This window comes from Streptomyces sp. Root1304 (assembly GCF_001426405.1).
GTDB lineage: Bacteria > Actinomycetota > Actinomycetes > Streptomycetales > Streptomycetaceae > Streptomyces.
On sequence record NZ_LMEP01000012.1, the window covers coordinates 115,716 to 133,104 of the forward strand.

Consider the following 17,389-nt stretch of genomic DNA (forward strand, 5'->3'; position numbering starts at 1 on the left):
CCCTACGACGGGTGGATGCCCGAGCGGAACCGAAGTAAGCGTCACCTCACCCGGAGCGCGGGTGCACGGGGGGCGCACGGAGTCACGGGCGACGTGATCTTCGTCTTAAGGCGCCCGTCAGCTGTCCGATAATCGGAATTCACCTCCCACATAGTGCAGTTGGTATGTGCAAGTCAAGATCTGTCTTTTCTTGTCTCACTCCGGTCGAATGTCGTCACTTGTGACGCGCGACCCCGCCGGACGGACACCCCACCTTCGGTCCCAGGGCGCGGGCGCCGGGGAGGACAACTTCAAGTGACCAACAGACGACGGGCGATCAGAGCGTCCGCAGTGGTTGTGGCGCTCGCGGCTACCGCCGCCACCGCCTCGACCTTCACCACCGCCTGGGCCGACAATCACGGCAGCGTGACGCCGGCCGGCATCCAGACCGTCGACAAGACTTCGGTCGACCACGACCTCGACGGGCCGTTCAGCAAGCAGCAGGAGCAGCAGCGCAAGGCTGCCCTGGAGCAGGTGCTGAACGGCGACGCCAAGGTCGAGAACCGTGGCGGCTCGAAGGTGGTCAAGCTCGACAGCAAGAAGTACGTCGAGCTCGGCCGCGAGAAGACCGACAAGATCTTCACGATCCTCGTCGAGTTCGGCGACCAGGTGGACAACACCACCCTGATCGACCGCAAGGACGACGACACCCCGGACCTGAAGCCCAAGTTCGGTGGTACCCCTGGTCCGCTGCACAACTCCATAGCCGAGCCCGACCGTGCGAACGACAACTCCACGGCCTGGCAGGCGGACTACAACCAGCAGCACTTCCAGGACCTGTACTTCGGCACCGGCAAGGACGCCAAGGGGCAGCCCAAGCAGTCGCTGAAGACCTACTACGAGAAGACCTCGTCCGGCCGCTACTCGGTCGACGGCGCCGTCTCCGACTGGGTCAAGGTCCCGTACAACGAGGCCCGGTACGGCTCGAACTACTGCGGCCAGACCAACTGCGCCAACGTCTGGGACACCGTCCGCGACGGCCTCGTCGCCTGGACCGCCGACCAGAAGGCCAAGGGCAAGACCGACGCCCAGATCAAGTCCGAGCTGGCCCAGTACGACCAGTGGGACCGCTACGACTTCGACGCCGACGGCAACTTCAACGAGCCCGACGGCTACATCGACCACTTCCAGATCGTCCACGCGGGCGAGGACGAGTCGGCCGGTGGCGGTGCCGAGGGCACCAACGCGCTGTGGGCCCACCGCTGGTACGCCTACGGCACCAACGCGGGCAAGACCGGCCCGGCCAACAACAAGGCCGGCGGCACCCCGATCGGTGACACCGGCATCTGGGTCGGCGACTACACGATGCAGCCGGAGAACGGCGGCCTCGGTGTCTTCGCGCACGAGTACGGCCACGACCTCGGTCTGCCGGACCACTACGACACCTCGGGCAACCGCGGCGCCGAGAACTCGACCGGGTTCTGGACCCTCATGTCCTCCGGCTCGTGGCTCGGCCAGGGCAAGGACGCCATCGGCGACCTGCCCGGCGACATGACCGCCTGGGACAAGCTCCAGCTCGGCTGGCTGAACTACGCCAAGGTCAGCGACTGGCAGCGCTCCACCAAGACCACCCACAAGCTGGGCGTCTCGGAGTACAACACCAAGAACCCGCAGGCGCTCCTCGTCGAGCTGCCGAAGAAGGTCGTCCCCACCGATGTCGTGGCCCCCGCCGAGGGTGCCAGCCAGTGGTGGAGCAACATGGGTGACGACCTCAAGAACACCCTCACCCGTCCGGTCGACCTGACCGGCAAGACGTCCGCCTCCCTGGAGCTCCAGGGCTGGTACGACATCGAGGCCGAGTACGACTACCTCTACACCGAGGTGTCGACCGACGGCGGCGCCAACTGGACGGCCGTCGACGGCACCGCCGACGGTGTCGCGCTCCCGCGTGACGCGGCCGGCGCCCCGGCGCTGACCGACGTCTCCGGCGCGCACAAGAAGCTCGTCTACAACCTCGGTGCCTACGCGGGCAAGAAGTTCGACCTCCGCTTCCGGTACCAGACGGACGGCGGCGCGGGCGGCAAGGGCTTCACGGCCGACGCCATCACCCTGACCGCCGACGGTGGCACCGTCTTCTCGGACAACGCCGAGAACGGTGACAACGGCTGGACCGCGAAGGGCTTCTCGCGGATCGGCAAGGGCTTCTCGAAGGACTACGAGCAGTACTACATCGCGGAGAACCGCCAGTACGTCTCGTACGACGCGACCCTCAAGGTCGGCCCGTACAACTTCGGTTTCACGGGTGACAAGTCCGGCTGGGTCGAGCACTACCCGTACCAGAACGGTCTGCTCATCTGGAAGTGGGACCTGTCCCAGAAGGACAACAACACCTCGACGCACCCGGGCGTGGGCCGGATCCTCCCGATCGACGCGCACCCGAGCCCGCTGAAGTGGTCCGACGGCACGCTGATGCGCAACCGCGTCCAGGCGTACGACTCGCCGTTCAGCCTCTCCCGCACGGACGGCTTCCAGCTGCACAACAAGGGCGTGGGCACCTGGGTTCCCTCCCAGGCCGGCAACCCGACCTTCGACGACCGCAAGGGCGTCTACTGGTTCGCCGAGACCGAGCGCGCCGGTGTCCAGGTAACTGACACCAACACCAAGATCCAGGTCGTCCAGGAGCCGAAGAACGGCCAGACGATCACGGTCCAGGTGGGTCCGTCCACCAAGTAATTCGGTAAAATCGCAGGTCAAAGCATGATCGGCCGTCGCCCCCTAGCGGGCGGCGGCCGATCGTGTTTAGGTGCGTCTGACAGTTCGCACAGTAATTCTTATTGACAGTCGATCCACGGGGGAGTGGTTCCGCATGCCCAACGGAGGGTTCTGCAAACTGCCGGGAGGCAGCGTCGTCGTCGCGATAGGGCTGCCCAGCCCGGCCCGCGACGGGGCCACCGTCCGCTTCCTCGTCCATGCCGCGAACCGCGCCCGCGCCCTGACCAGGCTGCGCAACCTCGGGCTGCGGGCGGTCTACCTCCGGGGCAACAGCGAGCCGCCCACGCCCGACGAGATCACGGCCGTCCTGCACCACCCGGACGGCCTGCTGTGGAGATCCACCCCGGGCGCCGCCCAGGAGCTCTGGCACCCCGTGCGGTCCCTCCCCAGGGAGCCGGTGGCGTAGGGAGGCCCTACGCCACGGCGGGCTTCCCGGTCAGCTCCACGCCCGCCGTCCGCAGCTCCTCCAGGGCCCGGTCCGTCGTCTCCTTCGCGACGCCCGCCGTCAGATCGAGCAGCACATGGGTCCGGAAACCCTCCCGGGCCGCGTCCAGGGCCGTGGCCCGGACACAGTGGTCGGTCGCGATGCCCACCACGTCGACCTCGGTGACGTCCCGCTCGCGCAGCCACTCCGCGAGGGTCCGCCCGTTCTCGTCGCGCCCCTCGAAACCGCTGTACGCGGCGTCGTAGGCGCCCTTGTCGAAGACGGCGTCGATCGCCCCGCTGGCGACCGCCGGCGCGAAGTTCGGGTGGAAGCCGACCCCCTCCGTCCCGGCCACGCAGTGCACCGGCCAGGAGGAGACGTAGTCCGGCTCCTGGCCGGCCGGGGCGAAGTGCGCCCCCGGATCGACGTGGTGGTCCCGGGTGGCGACCACGTGCCGGTACGAACTGCCCGCCGTCTGGCCGACCAGGTCGGTGATGGCGGCGGCGACGTCCGCGCCGCCGGTCACCGCGAGGCTGCCGCCCTCGCAGAAGTCGTTCTGAACGTCCACAACGATCAATGCGCGGTGCATGGCGGGTGTCCTTAGCGCGTGGGGAAGGGGAGGGGCGGGTTCGAGCCTAGAGACTTCCCCCTCCCACGGGGAGGGGGCGTCGGCCGGTGTCTCACACGTACTCCGTCGGCAGCACCGGCTCGCCGCGCGAGAGCTGGATCGCCGACATCGGCAGCCCGGCGCGGGCCGCGATGTGCCGGGCCCTGGCCGCGTCGAGGGGCTCCCTGGCCACCACGTCGCCGCCCTTCACCAGCTCGACCAGGAGCTGGTGGCCGGCGAGCTCCGGCGGCACCGGCCCGGTGCCGACCACCTCCGCCTCGGCGATGCCGGCCGCGTCGGGACGGCGCGCCGCCCACTTGCGCCCGCCGACCGAGGCCTTGCCGCCGAGCGACTTCTTGGCCACCGGGGTGAGCGGCGCCCTGGGATCGGCCGAGGTGGCCCGTGCGACCAGCTTGTAGACCATCGAGCAGGTCGGGTGGCCGCTGCCGGTGACCAGCTGGGTCCCCACCCCGTACGCGTCGACCGGGGCCGCCGCCAGCGAGGCGATGGCGTACTCGTCGAGGTCCGAGGTGACCACGATCCGGGTGTCCCGGGCGCCCAGCTCGTCGAGCTGCGCCCGCACCCGGTGCGCGACGAGCAGCAGGTCGCCGGAGTCGATCCGGACGGCCCCCAGCTCGGGACCGGCCACCTCGACGGCGGTGCGGACGGCCTCGGCCACGTCGTAGGTGTCGACGAGCAGGGTCGTCCCGCGTCCGAGGGTCTCGACCTGCGCCTGGAAGGCGTCCCGCTCGCTGTCGTGGAGGAGGGTGAAGGCGTGGGCGGAGGTGCCGACGGTCGGGATGCCGTACCGGAAGCCGGCCGCGAGGTCCGAGGTGGCCTCGAAACCGCCGACGTACGCGGCACGGGAGGCGGCCACGGCCGCCAGCTCGTGGGTGCGCCGGGCGCCCATCTCGATCAGCCGGCGCCCGCCGGCCGCCGCCGACATGCGGGAGGCCGCGGCGGCGATGGCCGAGTCGTGGTTGAGGATCGAGAGGATCACCGTCTCCAGGAGCACGCACTCCGCGAAGGAGCCCTCGACGCGCAGCACGGGCGAGCCGGGGAAGTACACCTCGCCCTCCGGGTAGCCCCAGATGTCGCCCGAGAAGCGGTAGCGCGCCAGCCACTCCAGGGTCGGCTCGTCGACGATGCCCCGCTCGCGCAGGAAGCCGAGGACGGCGGGGTCGAAACGGAAGTTCTCGACGGCGTCCAGGACCCGGCCGACACCTGCGAGGACGCCGTAGCGCCTGCCCTCGGGCAGCCGTCGGGTGAAGACCTCGAAGACGGAGTGCCGGTCGGCGGTGCCGGCCCTGAGGGCCGCCTGGAGCATGGTCAGCTCGTACTGGTCGGTGAAGAGCGCGGTCGACGGCACGTCCACCGGAAGCCCAAGGTCCGCAGCGTTCATGGCAGCGATGCTAGCGCAGAAATCGTCAGAGTGACGATTTCTCTTGCCGTCCGTGTTCCGCCGCGGGCGCGCCCCGTTTGTGCGACGGGCGCCCAGGGGTGACAACATGGGGTGAGTGAGCGTCGCGCCTATTGAGATCGAACGTACGGAATCGGCCGAGGAGGTCTCCGCGGTCGTCGAACCGGATGTGCCCTGGGTGACCCTCGTGCACAACGATCCGGTCAACCTGATGAGCTACGTGGAGTACGTCTTCCAGTCGTACTTCGGATACTCCAAGGACAAGGCGCACAAGCTGATGCTCGACGTGCACAACAAGGGCCGCGCGGTGGTCTCCAGCGGCACCCGCGAGGAGATGGAGCGCGACGTGCAGGCGATGCACGGCTACGGCCTGTGGGCCACCCTCTCCCAGGACCGCTTCTGATGGCCGGCCACTTCGAGACGCTGCCCGGCGGCGGTGCGGCCGTCGCCCTCGACGAGGTCGAGATCTCCATCCTGCGCTCCCTGTCCGTCCAGCTCATGGAGCTGATCGGGCCCGGCGACGAACCCGCGCCGGACGCCGACCCGCTGGCCGCGCTGTTCGCCGAGGGGCCGAGCGAGCCGCCGTCCGACCCGGCGCTCAAGCGGCTCTTCCCCGACGCGTACGGGAACGACAGCGAGGAGCTGCGGGCCGCCGCCTCCGACTTCCGCCGCTACACCGAGAACGACCTGCGGGCCCGCAAGCGCGAGGACGCCCTCGTCGTGGTGCGCGCCCTGGACTCCCTCTCCGCGGACGCGGCGGGCGAGGGCGGCGCGGTCCTGAAGCTGTCCGCCGACGAGTCCCGGGCCTGGCTCGGCGCGCTCAACGACCTCCGGCTGACCATCGGCACCCGTCTGGAGGTCACGGACGACGAGGAGAGCGAGCAGCTCTACCGGCTGCCCGACTCCGACCCCCGCAAGCCGATGGTGATGGCGTACCTCTGGCTGGGTGCGCTCCAGGAGTCCCTCGTCGCGACCCTGATGCCGTAGCGGCACCCCCGCGAACCTCTTTGTTCGCTCAGCGGACGCTCAAATCCGGATAACGAATGCGTTATCAGAGCGTCCGCTTTGTCGTCTTGCACCCCTTTTTCCGTTCACTTTTCGTGACGTGCGCCACACGCAACTCCGTCGATCACGCCCCACCCCGTGATAAATCTTCACGACCGCTCGGGGACGCCACCCCTGTTCCCGAGGGCGCTTTGGCCGGCTGACCGCCGGTAGCACTCCATCCACATCCGGGGGGATCAGGAACTGGTCCGCGGCAGACGCACTCGCAGTCGCGCGGATCGGCATGGAGAAAGGCGCACCACCATGACCTCTGTGCAGGTCGACAAGCAGCACGACGGCAACGAGGCCGCGGACTCCGCACCGGGCGAGGGTTACCACCGGGCACTCGGTGCCCGCCAGATCCAGATGATCGCGATCGGCGGCGCCATCGGCACCGGTCTCTTCCTCGGCGCCGGCAAGGGCATCTCCATCGCGGGACCGAGCCTGATTCTCGCGTACGCGGTCGCGGGCCTGGTCATCTTCTTCATCATGCGGGCGCTCGGCGAGCTCCTCATGTACCGCCCGGTCTCGGGCTCCTTCTCCGAGTACGCGCGTGAGTTCATCGGCCCCTTCGCGGGCTTCGTGACCGGCTGGACGTACTGGCTCTTCTGGGTCGTCACCGGCATCACCGAGGTCACCGCCGCGGCCACCTACATGACGTACTGGTGGGACATCCCCCAGTGGCTCTCCGCCCTGGTCTTCACCGTGATCCTCTACGGCGCCAACCTGATCTCCGTGAAGCTCTTCGGCGAGCTGGAGTTCTGGTTCTCCATGGTCAAGGTCACCGCGATCGTCGGCATGATCCTGATCTGCGCCGGCATCCTCACCCTCGGCTTCTCCGACGCCGGTGACACCGCGTCCGTGACCCACCTGTGGGACCTCGGCGGCTTCTTCGCCGGCAAGGACGGCATCGGCTCGACCCTGATGACCCTCCAGATGGTCATGTTCGCCTTCCTCGCCGTCGAACTGGTCGGCGTCACCGCGGGCGAGTCCAAGGACCCGAAGACGGTCCTGCCGAAGGCGATCAACACCGTGCCGTGGCGCATCGCCGTCTTCTACGTCGGCGCGCTGATCATGATCCTGTCGGTGGTGCCGTGGACCGAGTTCCAGCCGGGCGTCTCCCCGTTCGTCGCCGCCTTCGAGAAGATGGGCCTCGGCATCGGCGCCGCGATCGTCAACTTCGTCGTGCTGACCGCCGCGCTCTCCTCCTGCAACTCCGGCATGTACTCCACCGGCCGCATGCTGCGCGACCTCGCGCTCAACGGCCAGGGCCCCAAGGCCTTCACCCGGCTGACGAAGAGCGGCACCCCGCTGATCGGCACGACGGTCTCCGCCGCGCTCATGATGGCCGGCGTCTGGGTCAACTACCAGTGGCCCGGCGAGGCGTTCAACTACGTCGTCTCCTTCGCCACCATCTCCGGCATGTGGGCCTGGATCGTCATCCTGATCTGCCAGATCCGCTACCGCCTCAAGGCCGACCGCGGCGAGCTGCCCCACTCCTCCTTCAAGGCACCCGGCGGCATCTGGTTCAGCGTCTTCTCGCTCGCCTTCATCGGCATGGTCGTCGTGACGATGGGCATGGACAAGGACAACCGCGTGGCGCTCTACGGCGCACCGGTCTGGGGCCTGCTCCTCGCCGTCGCCTACCTGGTCCTCAAGGCCCGCAACCCCGAGGGCGCCGCCTTCGCCAAGCGCTCCTGACCGACCCCTGTCCAGCATCCGGGCCGCCCCGTACCACTTCTCGGTACGGAGCGGCCCGTCTGCTTATCCTGTCGGCATGCTGACCATCACCCGGGCCCTGTACGACCAGATCGTGGAACACTCCCGCGCGGACCACCCCGACGAGGCCTGCGGCGTGGTCGCGGGCCCGGTCGGCAGCGGCCGCCCCGAGCGGTTCATCCCGATGCTGAACGCCGCCCGTTCGCCCACCTTCTACGAGTTCGACTCCGCGGACCTGCTCAAGCTCTACCGCGACATGGACGACCGGGACGAGGAGCCCGTCATCGTCTACCACTCGCACACCGCGACCGAGGCCTACCCGTCCCGTACGGACATCTCCTACGCGAACGAGCCGGGCGCCCACTACGTCCTCGTCTCCACCGCCGACGCAGACGGCGCCGGCCCCTTCCAGTTCCGCTCCTTCGGCATCGTCGAGGGCGTCGTGACCGAGGAGGACGTGAAGGTCGTCGAGGAGTACGACGCCTGAGAGACTGACCGGGACCAACGGGCGGCAGGACCCAGGAAGCCGGTGCGAATCCGGCACGGTCCCGCCACTGTGACCGCCTCCTCGGGGAGGCGGAAGCCAGGAACTGGCCTGCCGCCTTCTCAGCACCGATCGGGGACGTGGAAATCCCCGGAGGAGGCACGTTCCGTCATGCCCAGGCCCCGTCGCGCCCGGCTCCGCACCCCCTGGTCCCGCCGCACCCTGCTGCCCGCCGCGGCCCTGCTCCCGCTCCTCGCCGCCTGCTCGGCCCCCGCGGCGCAGAGCCCCGCCGCGAAGCCCGCCCCGGGGTTCCCGTACACCGTCACCAACTGCGGTGTGAAGACGACCTACCAGGCCCCGCCCAGGCGCGCGGTCACCATGAACCAGCACGTCACCGAGATCATGCTCGCCCTCGGCCTGGAGAAGTCGCTCGTCGGCACCGCCTACCTCGACGACGCGATCCTCCCCGCGTACAAGAAGGCCTACGACACGGTCCCGGTCCTCGCGAAGGAGTACCCCTCCAAGGAGGCCCTGCTCGCTGCGAACCCCGACTTCGTGTACGGCGGTTACTCCTCCGCCTTCGCCGCCAAGGACGGCCGGAGCCGGGACGACCTGAAGCGCTCCGGCATCGACACCCGGCTCGACACCGAGTACTGCCCCTCCGGTTCGACCTCCGTCGACGACCTCTACCGCGAAGTCCGCGAGACCGGCCGGACCTTCGGCGTCCCCGACCGGGCCGAGGCCTGGATCCGCGGGGCCCGCGCGACCCTCGACGCCACCGCGAAGCGGCTCGCGGGCGTCGAGCCGGTCTCCGTCCTCGTCTACGACAGCGGCGACAAGACCGCGTTCACCGCGGGCGGCAAGGGCATCGGCAACGAACTCATCACCCGCGCCGGCGGCCGGAACGTCTTCGCCGACCTCGACAAGCCCTTCGGCGACGCCACCTGGGAACAGGTCGTGGCCCGCGCGCCCGAGGTCGTCGTCATCTACGACTACGGCTCCACCACCGTCGAACAGAAGAAGAAGCGGCTCCTGGACGACCCGGCCCTGAAGGACGTCCCCGCGATCAGGAACCGCCGCTTCGCCGTCATGCCGCTCTCGGACACGGTCCTCGGCGTCCGCGTCCCCGCGGCCGTCGGCAAGCTGGCCGCCCAGCTCCACCCCGCACGATGAGCACCGCCGTCCGCGCGCCCGTGACCCCGGCGCCCGTCCTGCCCCCCGCCCCCGCCCGCCCCCTCCGGTACGCCCTCGTCGTCACCGGCCTCCTCCTCGCCCTGGCCGCCGCCGCGCTCGCCTCGCTGGCCCTCGGCTCCGTCCGCGTCCCGCCCGGCCAGGTGCTCGACGCCCTCACCGGGCGCGCCGGGCCCTCCCCGTACCGGACGATCGTCCTCGACGTACGGCTGCCCCGGGTCCTGCTCGGCGCGGTCGTCGGCGCCGGGCTCGCCGTCGTCGGCGCCGTCCTCCAGGCCCTCGTCCGCAACCGGCTCGCCGACCCCTTCCTCCTCGGGATCTCCTCCGGCGCCTCCGCCGGCGCCGTCCTCGTCCTGGTCCTGGGCGGGGGAGCGGGCCTCGTCGGCGGGGTGACCACCACCGTCGCCCTGCCCGCCGGGGCCTTCGCCGGCGCCCTGCTCGCCCTCGTCCTGGTCTACGGGCTCGCCCGCCGCGGCGGCACCATGACCGGCGCCCGGCTCGTCCTCGCCGGGGTCGCCGTCTCCTACATCCTGTCCGCGCTCGCCACCCTGCTCCTGGTCGTCGCCGGACGCCCCGAACAGTTCCAGGAGGCCATGTTCTGGTCCCTCGGCGGCCTCGGCAGCGCCCGCTGGGACACCCTCGCCCTGCCCGCCGCCGTCCTCGCCCTCGGCGTCGGCGTCCTCCTCACCCTCGCCCGCCCGCTCGACCTGCTCCTCGTCGGCGAGGAGGGCGCCACCGTCCTCGGCCTGGACACCGCCCGCTTCCGCGCCGCCGTCTTCGTCCTCGCCTCCCTCGTCACCGCCGTCATGGTCGCCGCGAGCGGCGCCGTCGGCTTCGTCGGCCTGATGGCCCCGCACGCCGCCCGGCTCGCGGTCGGCGCCCCGCACCGCCGCCTCCTCCCGGTCGCCGCGCTCGGCGGCGCCCTCGCCCTGGTCCTCGCCGACCTCGCCGCCCGGACCGTCGCCGCACCCCAGGACATCCCCGTCGGCGTCCTCACCGCGCTCACCGGCGGCCCGTTCTTCCTCTGGCTGATGCGCCGCCGCCCGGACGGAGCCGCCCCGTGACCGAACTGCGCCTGCACGGGCTCTCGTACGAGGACCGGCTCCGCGGCGCCGACCTCACCGTCCGCCCCGGCGAGACCGTCGGCCTCATCGGCCCCAACGGCAGCGGCAAGACCACCCTCCTGCGCTGCGTCTACGGCACCCTCGTCCCCACCTCCGGACGCGCCCTCCTCGACGGCGACGACCTCCACGCCCTCGGGCCGAAGGCCCGCGCCCGCCGTGTCGCCACCGTCCCGCAGGACAGCGCCACCGAGTTCGAGCTCACCGTCCGCGAGCTGGTCGCCCTCGGCCGCTCCCCGCACAAACGGTTCTGGGAGGGGGACACCGGCGCCGACCGCGGGCGCGCCGGGGCCGCCCTCGCCCGGGTGGGCCTCGCGGAGCTGGCCGACCGCCCGTACCCCACCCTCTCCGGCGGCGAACGCCAGCGCGCCCTGGTCGCCCGCGCCCTCGTCCAGGACCCGGACCTGCTCGTCCTCGACGAGCCGACCAACCACCTGGACATCCGGCACCAGCTCGACGTCCTCGCCCTCGTCAGGGAGCTGGGCACCACCAACCTGCTCGCGCTGCACGACCTCAACCTCGCGGGGGCGTACTGCGACCGCCTCTACGTCCTGGAGCGCGGCCGGGTGGTCACCGGCGGCACCCCCGACGAGGTCCTCACCCCCGCCCTCCTGGAGGCCGTCTACGGGGTGGACGCCGAGGTCATCCCGCACCCCAGGACCGGCCGCCCGACCGTCCTCTACCAGCACCGTCCGGCAGGCGGGCAGGAATCATCCACCATGTGAGATCACATTCCGGAACCCGGACCGGGAATCGATACGATGAGCCCATGGTTTCCCACGACGTGAGCGAAGAGACCCCGGGCACGGTCATGCTCGTCGGCCGCCTGCACGTCGACCTGTGCCGTCTCGCCAGCGCGATCTGTCCCGCCCGCGCTGCGCTCTGAGCAACCGGCCGAGCGCACTTCCGCACGACCCCCCTCCGCGCGGGGGCCCCAGCCGCGCGCCCATCACGCCACTTCCGACAGGAGCCCACGCCATGGCCATCGAGGTCCGCATCCCGACCATCCTCCGCACCTACACCGACGGCGCCAAGGCCGTCGAGGGCAGCGGCGAGACCCTCGCCAAGCTCTTCACCGACCTGGAGACGCGCCACCCCGGGATCGAGGCCCGCATCGTCGACGACGGCAAGCTCCGCCGCTTCGTCAACGTCTACCTGAACGACGAGGACGTCCGCTTCCTCGACGGCATCGACACCCAGCTCACCGACGGCGACAACGTCACGATCCTGCCGGCCGTCGCCGGCGGCATGGTCTGATCCACATGCGCTACGACTCCTCGCTGGCCGCGGTCGGCAACACGCCGCTGGTCCGCCTCCCCCGGCTCTCGCCCTCGGACGACGTCCGCATCTGGGCGAAGCTGGAGGACCGCAACCCGACCGGCTCGGTCAAGGACCGCCCCGCGCTCCACATGATCGAGCAGGCGGAGAAGGACGGCCGCCTCACCCCCGGCTGCACCATCCTGGAGCCGACCAGCGGCAACACCGGCATCTCCCTCGCCATGGCCGCCAAGCTCAAGGGCTACCGCATCGTCTGCGTCATGCCCGAGAACACCAGCGAGGAGCGGCGGCAACTGCTCGCCATGTGGGGCGCGGAGATCATCTCGTCCCCCGCGGCGGGCGGCTCCAACACGGCGGTGCGCGTCGCCAAGGAGCTCGCCGCCGAGAACCCGTCGTGGGTGATGCTCTACCAGTACGGCAACCCGCACAACGCCGGCGCCCACTACGCCACCACGGGCCCGGAGATCCTCGCCGACCTGCCCTCCATCACCCACTTCGTGGCGGGCCTCGGCACCACCGGCACCCTGATGGGCGTCGGCCGCTACCTGCGCGAGCAGAAGCCCGACGTCAAGATCGTCGCCGCCGAGCCGCGCTACGACGACCTCGTCTACGGGCTGCGGAACCTCGACGAGGGCTTCGTACCGGAGCTGTACGACGCCTCCGTCCTCACCACCCGCTTCTCCGTCGGCTCCGCCGACGCCGTCACCCGCACCCGCGAACTCCTCCAGCAGGAGGGCATCTTCGCGGGCGTCTCCACGGGCGCGGCCCTGCACGCGGCCATCGGCATGGGCAACAAGGCCCTGAAGGCGGGCGAGAGCGCGGACATCGCGTTCGTCGTCGCCGACGGCGGCTGGAAGTACCTGTCGACCGGCCTCTACACGGCGGCGACGACGGAAGAGGCCATCGCCGCGGTCCAGGGCCAGCTCTGGGCGTAAGGCCACCTCACGGCTTCACGGCTCTAGCGCGCCAGATGGCGGACCTGGTCCCACACGACCGGGTCCGCCGTTCCCACTCTGCGGCGGAAGTCCGTCACCGGGACCTCCCGCAGCTCGTCCGTCTCCAGGAAGCTCGGCCGCCCCTGCGCGTCGCCCACCGCCCCCGGCGGCAGCGCGATCACCCCGGGCCGCTCGTCGTGGTACTTGCTGGTGATCTTGGCGACCAGCGCCCGGTCACCCCGCAGCGACAGCACCAGACACGGCCGGTCCTTCGAACCGGGCCCGTCCTCGAACGGCACCTCGGCCCACCAGATCTCCGTCGGCCTCGGCAGCCGCGCCGGAGCCTTCCGCGGCCCCGAAGGCGCGCGCGGGGGACGGCCCGGCGGCCGCGTCCGCCCCGAGGGGCGCCGCCCCTCCGGCCGGCGCGACGAACGCTTCCGTCCGTCGGCGAGCGCCACGACCAGCGCGATCACCACGACCGCGACCAGCGCGGGCCACCATGACGTGTCCATACCTCAAGACGGTACCGGCGAGCCGCCGACTCCGCCGACGCGCCCCGCCATCCATCCGAACCGGTGACAGAGCCCGTGAGTTCGCCCACAACGGGCCACCACGAAGGAGCGACAGACCCAGGTGCGCCTTACGCTCGACTGACCGCACAGCCCCCCTTCCCCAGCGCGCTTTCCGTATCCGTCCACGGAGGTTCACGCTCCATGAAGCTCACCGTCGTCGGCTGCTCCGGGTCGTTCCCGTCCGCGGATTCGGCCTGTTCGAGCTACCTCGTCGAGGCCGACGGCTTCCGGCTGCTCCTCGACATGGGCAACGGCGCCCTCGGCGAGCTGCAGCGACACATCGGTCTGTACGACCTCGACGCGATCTTCCTCAGCCATCTGCACGCCGACCACTGCATCGACATGTGCGGGTACTTCGTCGCCCGCTACTACCGGCACGAGGGCGGGCGCTGCGACGCGATCCCCGTCTACGCGCCGGAGGGTGCCGAGCAGCGGCTGACCACGGCGTACGCGGACACCCCGTCGCCCACGTCGATGAGCGAGGTCTTCGACTTCCACACCCTGAAGTCGGGCGTCTTCGAGATCGGCCCGTTCTCCGTGCGGACGGAGAAGGTGTGCCATCCGGTCGAGGCGTACGGCATCCGGGTCGAGCACGGGGGCCGCTCGCTCACGTATTCAGGGGACACCGGGACCTGCGAGGCGCTGCACGAGCTGGCCGAGGGCACCGACCTCTTCCTCTGCGAGGCCTCCTTCACCCACGGCAAGGAGGACGTTCCGGCCCTCCACCTCAACGGCCGCGAGGCGGGGGCGGAGGCGGCCCGCTCCTCGGTGGGCCGGCTCGTCCTCACCCACATTCCGCCGTGGACCGACGGCGAACGGAACCTGGCGGACGCGCGCGCGGTGTACTCGGGCCCTTCGGAGCTGGCGCGGCCGGGCGCGGTCTACGAGATCTGAGCTTCCGTACGCACATGGGGAAGGCCCCGGAACCTGGACGGTTCCGGGGCCTTTCCTTCGTGCGGGCGGGGCTCACGCCTTGGTGAGGTCCTCGAGCTCCTCGTCGGACTCGCGGCCCGGCGTCGGGAGGTTGAACTTGGTGATCGCGAAGCGGAAGACCACGTAGTAGATCGCCGCGAAGACGAGACCGATCGGGATGATCAGCCAGGGCTTGGTCGCGAGGTTCCAGTTCAGGCCGTAGTCGATCAGGCCGGCGGAGAACGTGAAGCCCGTGTGGACACCGAACGCCCAGGTGACGGCCATCGAGATGGCGGTCAGGACCGCGTGGATCGCGTACAGGACCGGCGCGATGAACATGAACGTGAACTCGATCGGCTCCGTGATGCCGGTGACGAAGGAGGTCAGCGCGAGGGAGACCATCATGCCCATCACGGCCTTGCGGCGCTCGGGGCGAGCGGCGTGGGCGATGGCGATGGCGGCGGCCGGGAGGCCGAACATCATGATCGGGAAGAAGCCCGACATGAACTGACCGGCGGTCGGGTCGTTCGCGAAGAAGCGGGACAGGTCGCCGTGGACGACGTCGCCGGCGGCGTTCGTGAAGTCGCCGATCTGGAACCAGGCGACCGAGTTCACGAACTGGTGCATGCCGACCGGGATCAGCGCGCGGTTGATGAGGCCGAAGAGGCCGGCGCCACCGGCGCCGAGGCCGGTCATCCACTCGCCGAAGCTGGAGATGCCCTCACCGATGGGCTCCCAGACCAGACCGAAGATCACACCGACGGCGGTGCCGACGAAGGCCATGATGATCGGGACGAGACGGCGGCCGTTGAAGAAGCCGAGCCACTCGACCAGCTGCTTGCGGTGGTAGCGCTGCCACAGGACGGCGGCGAGCAGGCCCATGATGATGCCGCCGAGGACGCCGGGGTTGTTGTACGTCGCGGCGACGTCGACGCCCTTGTTGGCGGTCGTGTTGACGACGGCGTCGGTGATCGGGAAGGCCTTCAGCACGTTGCTGTAGACCAGGAAGCCGACGAGCGCGGCCAGGGCGGTGGAGCCGTCCGCCTTCTTGGCGAAGCCGATGGCGACACCGATGCAGAAGAGCAGGGGCAGGTTGTCGAAGACCGCGCCGCCGGCCGTGGCGAACACGGAGGCGACCTTGTCCCATCCGAGCCCGTCGGCGCCGAAGACGTCGGGCTGGCCGAGACGGAGCAAGATACCCGCGGCCGGCAGAACGGCGATCGGCAGCTGCAGGCTGCGACCGACCTTCTGCAGGCCCTGGAACAGGCCGGATCCGCGCTTCTTCGCGGGAGCGGCGGCCTGGGCGGTGGCCGTACTCATCAACTTCCTCCAGAAAGGCAAGGCGCCGCCAGAGGACAGTGAAAGTGGGGACGGCGACGTCTCGTGGAACGCGGTGGTCTGGACCGCGTGGTCTACACCAATGAGTGGTGTAGACCAGTTGTAGCACGTGAGACTTAGATAAGGAACCTGCGAATTTTGTGTGCTCAGCCATAGGCGGAAATGCACGACAAAAGACCCCGGGACCGTCAGGTCCAGGGGCCTTGAGCGGGCCTTACGGGTGGGACGAAAGCCCCGTACCGGTCAGGCCTCGGAGGGTGCTCGCGGGGTCACTTGACGTTGTCCCGCTCCATCTCCTCCTCGATCTCCTCCGGCTCGCGGCCGGGGGTCGGGAGGTTGAACTTGATGATCGCGAACCTGAAGATCGCGTAGTAGACGACGGCGAAGGCGAGGCCGATCGGAATGATCAGCCAGGGCTTCGTCGCGAGGTTCCAGTTGATGACGTAGTCGATCAGGCCGGCCGAGAAGCTGAAGCCGTCCTTCACGCCGAGCGCCCAGGTCACCGCCATCGAGACACCCGTGAGCACGGCGTGGATCGCGTACAGCAGCGGGGCGATGAAGAGGAACGAGTACTCCAGCGGCTCCGTGATGCCCGTGACGAACGAGGTCAGCGCCACCGACAGCATCAGACCGCCGACCGCCTTGCGGCGGTGCGGCTTCGCGCAGTGGGTGATCGCGAGCGCCGCCGCCGGCAGCGCGAACATCATGATCGGGAAGAAGCCGGTCAGGAACTGGCCGGCGTTCGGGTCGCCCGCCAGGAACATGGGGATGTCGCCGTGGACGACCGAGCCGTCCGGCTTCTCGTAGGTGCCGAACTGGAACCAGATCGGCACGTTGAGGAACTGGTGCAGTCCGATGACGAGCAGCGCCCGGTTCGCCACGCCGAAGATGCCCGAGCCCCAGGCGTCGAGGCCGACCAGCCAGTCGCTGAAGTTCTCCAGGGCGTCGCCGATCGGCGGCCAGATCCACAGGCAGATCGCGGCGAACGCGATGGCCACGAAGGTCATGATGATCGGGACGAGACGGCGGCCGTTGAAGAAGCCCAGCCAGTCGACCAGCTTCGTCCGGTGGTAGCGCTGCCACAGGTACGCGGTGAGCAGGCCCATCACGATGCCGCCGAAGACACCGGGGTTCTGGTACGTGTAGCCCGCGAAGGAGTCGTCGACGCCGAGGCAGCCGCCGCCGATGTCCTTGGTGCCGGTCGGGCAGTCCTTCGGGAACTGACGCAGCACCGTGTAGTAGACGAGGAAGCCGACGACGGCCGCGAGCGCGGTCGAGCCGTCCGACTTCTTCGCCATGCCGATCGCGACGCCGATGCAGAAGAGGATCGGCAGGCCGAGGCTGCCGTCGAGGAGGGCGCCGCCCGCGCCCGCCATCACCTTGGCGACGTTGTCCCAGCCGAGACCCTCAGCGCCGAACACGTCCGGCTGGCCGAGCCGGTTGATGATGCCCGCGGCCGGCAGGACGGCGATGGGGAGCTGGAGACTGCGGCCCATCTTCTGCAGGCCCTGGAAGAGTCCGCCCCACATCGACTTCCTCGGCCGCGCCGCGGCGGCGCTGTCCGTACTCATCGGCGTCCTCCCTGCCCGGAAC

18 protein-coding genes and 1 riboswitch are annotated in these 17,389 nt (G+C 70.0%); of the genes, 13 read left to right on the plus strand and 5 right to left on the minus strand.

Annotation, left to right across the window (positions count from 1 at the left end; genetic code table 11):
* Positions 1-294 precede the first annotated feature (294 nt).
* Together ASD33_RS13460 and ASD33_RS13465 are read left to right on the plus strand one after the other, a co-directional pair.
* Entirely contained in the window at positions 295-2,712 is a 2,418-nt protein-coding gene (locus tag ASD33_RS13460) for an immune inhibitor A domain-containing protein (protein WP_056558283.1), read from the plus strand.
* A gap of 133 nt (positions 2,713-2,845) precedes the next feature.
* Positions 2,846-3,157 carry a hypothetical protein gene (locus ASD33_RS13465; RefSeq protein WP_056558286.1) on the plus strand — a complete coding sequence of 104 codons (312 nt, stop codon included), beginning with the start codon at positions 2,846-2,848 and terminating at the stop codon, positions 3,155-3,157.
* 7 nt (positions 3,158-3,164) lie between these two features.
* Here ASD33_RS13465 and ASD33_RS13470 read toward each other — a convergent pair whose 3' ends face one another.
* Both ASD33_RS13470 and ASD33_RS13475 read right to left on the minus strand, forming a co-directional pair.
* On the minus strand, positions 3,165-3,764 hold the full coding sequence (locus tag ASD33_RS13470) for a nicotinamidase (protein WP_056558289.1): 600 nt from the start codon (positions 3,762-3,764) through the stop codon (positions 3,165-3,167).
* Between the two features lie 91 nt (positions 3,765-3,855).
* Positions 3,856-5,184 (minus strand): nicotinate phosphoribosyltransferase, encoded by a 1,329-nt coding sequence (locus tag ASD33_RS13475; RefSeq protein ID WP_079044751.1) that lies wholly within the window; start codon positions 5,182-5,184, stop codon positions 3,856-3,858.
* Between the two features lie 115 nt (positions 5,185-5,299).
* On the opposite strand from ASD33_RS13475, the gene clpS reads away from it, so the two are divergent.
* The 10 genes from clpS (at position 5,300) to ASD33_RS13520 (ending at position 12,974) form a co-directional block, all read left to right on the plus strand.
* Positions 5,300-5,605, plus strand: a complete 306-nt coding sequence (gene clpS, locus ASD33_RS13480; RefSeq protein WP_041129438.1) for an ATP-dependent Clp protease adapter ClpS — start codon at positions 5,300-5,302, stop codon at positions 5,603-5,605.
* A complete protein-coding gene (locus tag ASD33_RS13485) occupies positions 5,605-6,189 on the plus strand; it encodes a DUF2017 domain-containing protein (protein ID WP_056558295.1) in 585 nt (194 codons plus the stop codon). Before clpS ends, ASD33_RS13485 begins: the two co-directional genes overlap by 1 nt.
* A 321-nt stretch (positions 6,190-6,510) precedes the next feature.
* Positions 6,511-7,947, plus strand: a complete 1,437-nt coding sequence (locus ASD33_RS13490) for an amino acid permease (RefSeq protein WP_056558298.1) — start codon at positions 6,511-6,513, stop codon at positions 7,945-7,947.
* Positions 7,948-8,023: 76 nt separating this feature from the next.
* A complete protein-coding gene (locus ASD33_RS13495) occupies positions 8,024-8,452 on the plus strand; it encodes a M67 family metallopeptidase (RefSeq protein ID WP_056558300.1) in 429 nt (142 codons plus the stop codon).
* A 2-nt stretch (positions 8,453-8,454) separates the two neighbouring features.
* Positions 8,455-8,579, plus strand: a riboswitch (cobalamin riboswitch).
* Positions 8,580-8,620: 41 nt separating this feature from the next.
* Positions 8,621-9,622 carry an ABC transporter substrate-binding protein gene (locus ASD33_RS13500; protein ID WP_056558304.1) on the plus strand — a complete coding sequence of 334 codons (1,002 nt, stop codon included), beginning with the start codon at positions 8,621-8,623 and terminating at the stop codon, positions 9,620-9,622.
* Entirely contained in the window at positions 9,619-10,704 is a 1,086-nt protein-coding gene (locus tag ASD33_RS13505; RefSeq protein ID WP_056558307.1) for an iron ABC transporter permease, read from the plus strand. Before ASD33_RS13500 ends, ASD33_RS13505 begins: the two co-directional genes overlap by 4 nt.
* Positions 10,701-11,486 (plus strand): ABC transporter ATP-binding protein, encoded by a 786-nt coding sequence (locus ASD33_RS13510; RefSeq protein WP_056558310.1) that lies wholly within the window; start codon positions 10,701-10,703, stop codon positions 11,484-11,486. Before ASD33_RS13505 ends, ASD33_RS13510 begins: the two co-directional genes overlap by 4 nt.
* Positions 11,487-11,530: 44 nt before the next feature.
* Positions 11,531-11,647, plus strand: coding sequence for a putative leader peptide (locus ASD33_RS36930; RefSeq protein WP_317873752.1), 117 nt, complete (start codon positions 11,531-11,533; stop codon positions 11,645-11,647).
* A gap of 92 nt (positions 11,648-11,739) precedes the next feature.
* Complete coding sequence (locus tag ASD33_RS13515) at positions 11,740-12,018, plus strand: MoaD/ThiS family protein (RefSeq protein WP_056558313.1); 279 nt, start codon at positions 11,740-11,742, stop codon at positions 12,016-12,018.
* A gap of 5 nt (positions 12,019-12,023) precedes the next feature.
* The gene (locus tag ASD33_RS13520; RefSeq protein ID WP_056558316.1) at positions 12,024-12,974 is read left to right on the plus strand and encodes a cysteine synthase; all 951 of its coding nucleotides are present in this window, start codon (positions 12,024-12,026) and stop codon (positions 12,972-12,974) included.
* Between the two features lie 23 nt (positions 12,975-12,997).
* Here the strand turns inward: ASD33_RS13520 and ASD33_RS13525 are convergent, their stop codons facing one another.
* Positions 12,998-13,486 carry a type II toxin-antitoxin system PemK/MazF family toxin gene (locus ASD33_RS13525; RefSeq protein ID WP_056558319.1) on the minus strand — a complete coding sequence of 163 codons (489 nt, stop codon included), beginning with the start codon at positions 13,484-13,486 and terminating at the stop codon, positions 12,998-13,000.
* A 201-nt stretch (positions 13,487-13,687) separates the two neighbouring features.
* Here ASD33_RS13525 and ASD33_RS13530 point away from each other — a divergent pair, with 201 nt between their 5' ends.
* Positions 13,688-14,440, plus strand: coding sequence for an MBL fold metallo-hydrolase (locus tag ASD33_RS13530; protein WP_056558322.1), 753 nt, complete (start codon positions 13,688-13,690; stop codon positions 14,438-14,440).
* A 72-nt stretch (positions 14,441-14,512) separates the two neighbouring features.
* Here ASD33_RS13530 and ASD33_RS13535 read toward each other — a convergent pair whose 3' ends face one another.
* Positions 14,513-15,778 carry a PTS transporter subunit EIIC gene (locus ASD33_RS13535; protein ID WP_056558324.1) on the minus strand — a complete coding sequence of 422 codons (1,266 nt, stop codon included), beginning with the start codon at positions 15,776-15,778 and terminating at the stop codon, positions 14,513-14,515.
* 287 nt (positions 15,779-16,065) lie between these two features.
* Positions 16,066-17,367 (minus strand): PTS transporter subunit EIIC, encoded by a 1,302-nt coding sequence (locus ASD33_RS13540; RefSeq protein WP_056558327.1) that lies wholly within the window; start codon positions 17,365-17,367, stop codon positions 16,066-16,068.
* Between the last annotated feature and the right edge of the window lie 22 nt (positions 17,368-17,389).

Excerpts from the sequence above, each read along its gene's own strand:
- ASD33_RS13465 (WP_056558286.1), top strand. The coding sequence starts at position 2,846 with ATGCCCAACGGAGGGTTCTGCAAACTGCCGGGAGGCAGCGTCGTCGTC.
- ASD33_RS13470 (WP_056558289.1), bottom strand. The coding sequence starts at position 3,764 with ATGCACCGCGCATTGATCGTTGTGGACGTTCAGAACGACTTCTGCGAG.
- ASD33_RS13475 (WP_079044751.1), bottom strand. The coding sequence starts at position 5,184 with ATGAACGCTGCGGACCTTGGGCTTCCGGTGGACGTGCCGTCGACCGCG.
- ASD33_RS13485 (WP_056558295.1), top strand. The coding sequence starts at position 5,605 with ATGGCCGGCCACTTCGAGACGCTGCCCGGCGGCGGTGCGGCCGTCGCC.
- ASD33_RS13490 (WP_056558298.1), top strand. The coding sequence starts at position 6,511 with ATGACCTCTGTGCAGGTCGACAAGCAGCACGACGGCAACGAGGCCGCG.
- ASD33_RS13495 (WP_056558300.1), top strand. The coding sequence starts at position 8,024 with ATGCTGACCATCACCCGGGCCCTGTACGACCAGATCGTGGAACACTCC.
- ASD33_RS13500 (WP_056558304.1), top strand. The coding sequence starts at position 8,621 with ATGCCCAGGCCCCGTCGCGCCCGGCTCCGCACCCCCTGGTCCCGCCGC.
- ASD33_RS13505 (WP_056558307.1), top strand. The coding sequence starts at position 9,619 with ATGAGCACCGCCGTCCGCGCGCCCGTGACCCCGGCGCCCGTCCTGCCC.
- ASD33_RS36930 (WP_317873752.1), top strand. The coding sequence starts at position 11,531 with ATGGTTTCCCACGACGTGAGCGAAGAGACCCCGGGCACGGTCATGCTC.
- ASD33_RS13515 (WP_056558313.1), top strand. The coding sequence starts at position 11,740 with ATGGCCATCGAGGTCCGCATCCCGACCATCCTCCGCACCTACACCGAC.
- ASD33_RS13520 (WP_056558316.1), top strand. The coding sequence starts at position 12,024 with ATGCGCTACGACTCCTCGCTGGCCGCGGTCGGCAACACGCCGCTGGTC.
- ASD33_RS13525 (WP_056558319.1), bottom strand. The coding sequence starts at position 13,486 with ATGGACACGTCATGGTGGCCCGCGCTGGTCGCGGTCGTGGTGATCGCG.
- ASD33_RS13530 (WP_056558322.1), top strand. The coding sequence starts at position 13,688 with ATGAAGCTCACCGTCGTCGGCTGCTCCGGGTCGTTCCCGTCCGCGGAT.
- ASD33_RS13535 (WP_056558324.1), bottom strand. The coding sequence starts at position 15,778 with ATGAGTACGGCCACCGCCCAGGCCGCCGCTCCCGCGAAGAAGCGCGGA.
- ASD33_RS13540 (WP_056558327.1), bottom strand. The coding sequence starts at position 17,367 with ATGAGTACGGACAGCGCCGCCGCGGCGCGGCCGAGGAAGTCGATGTGG.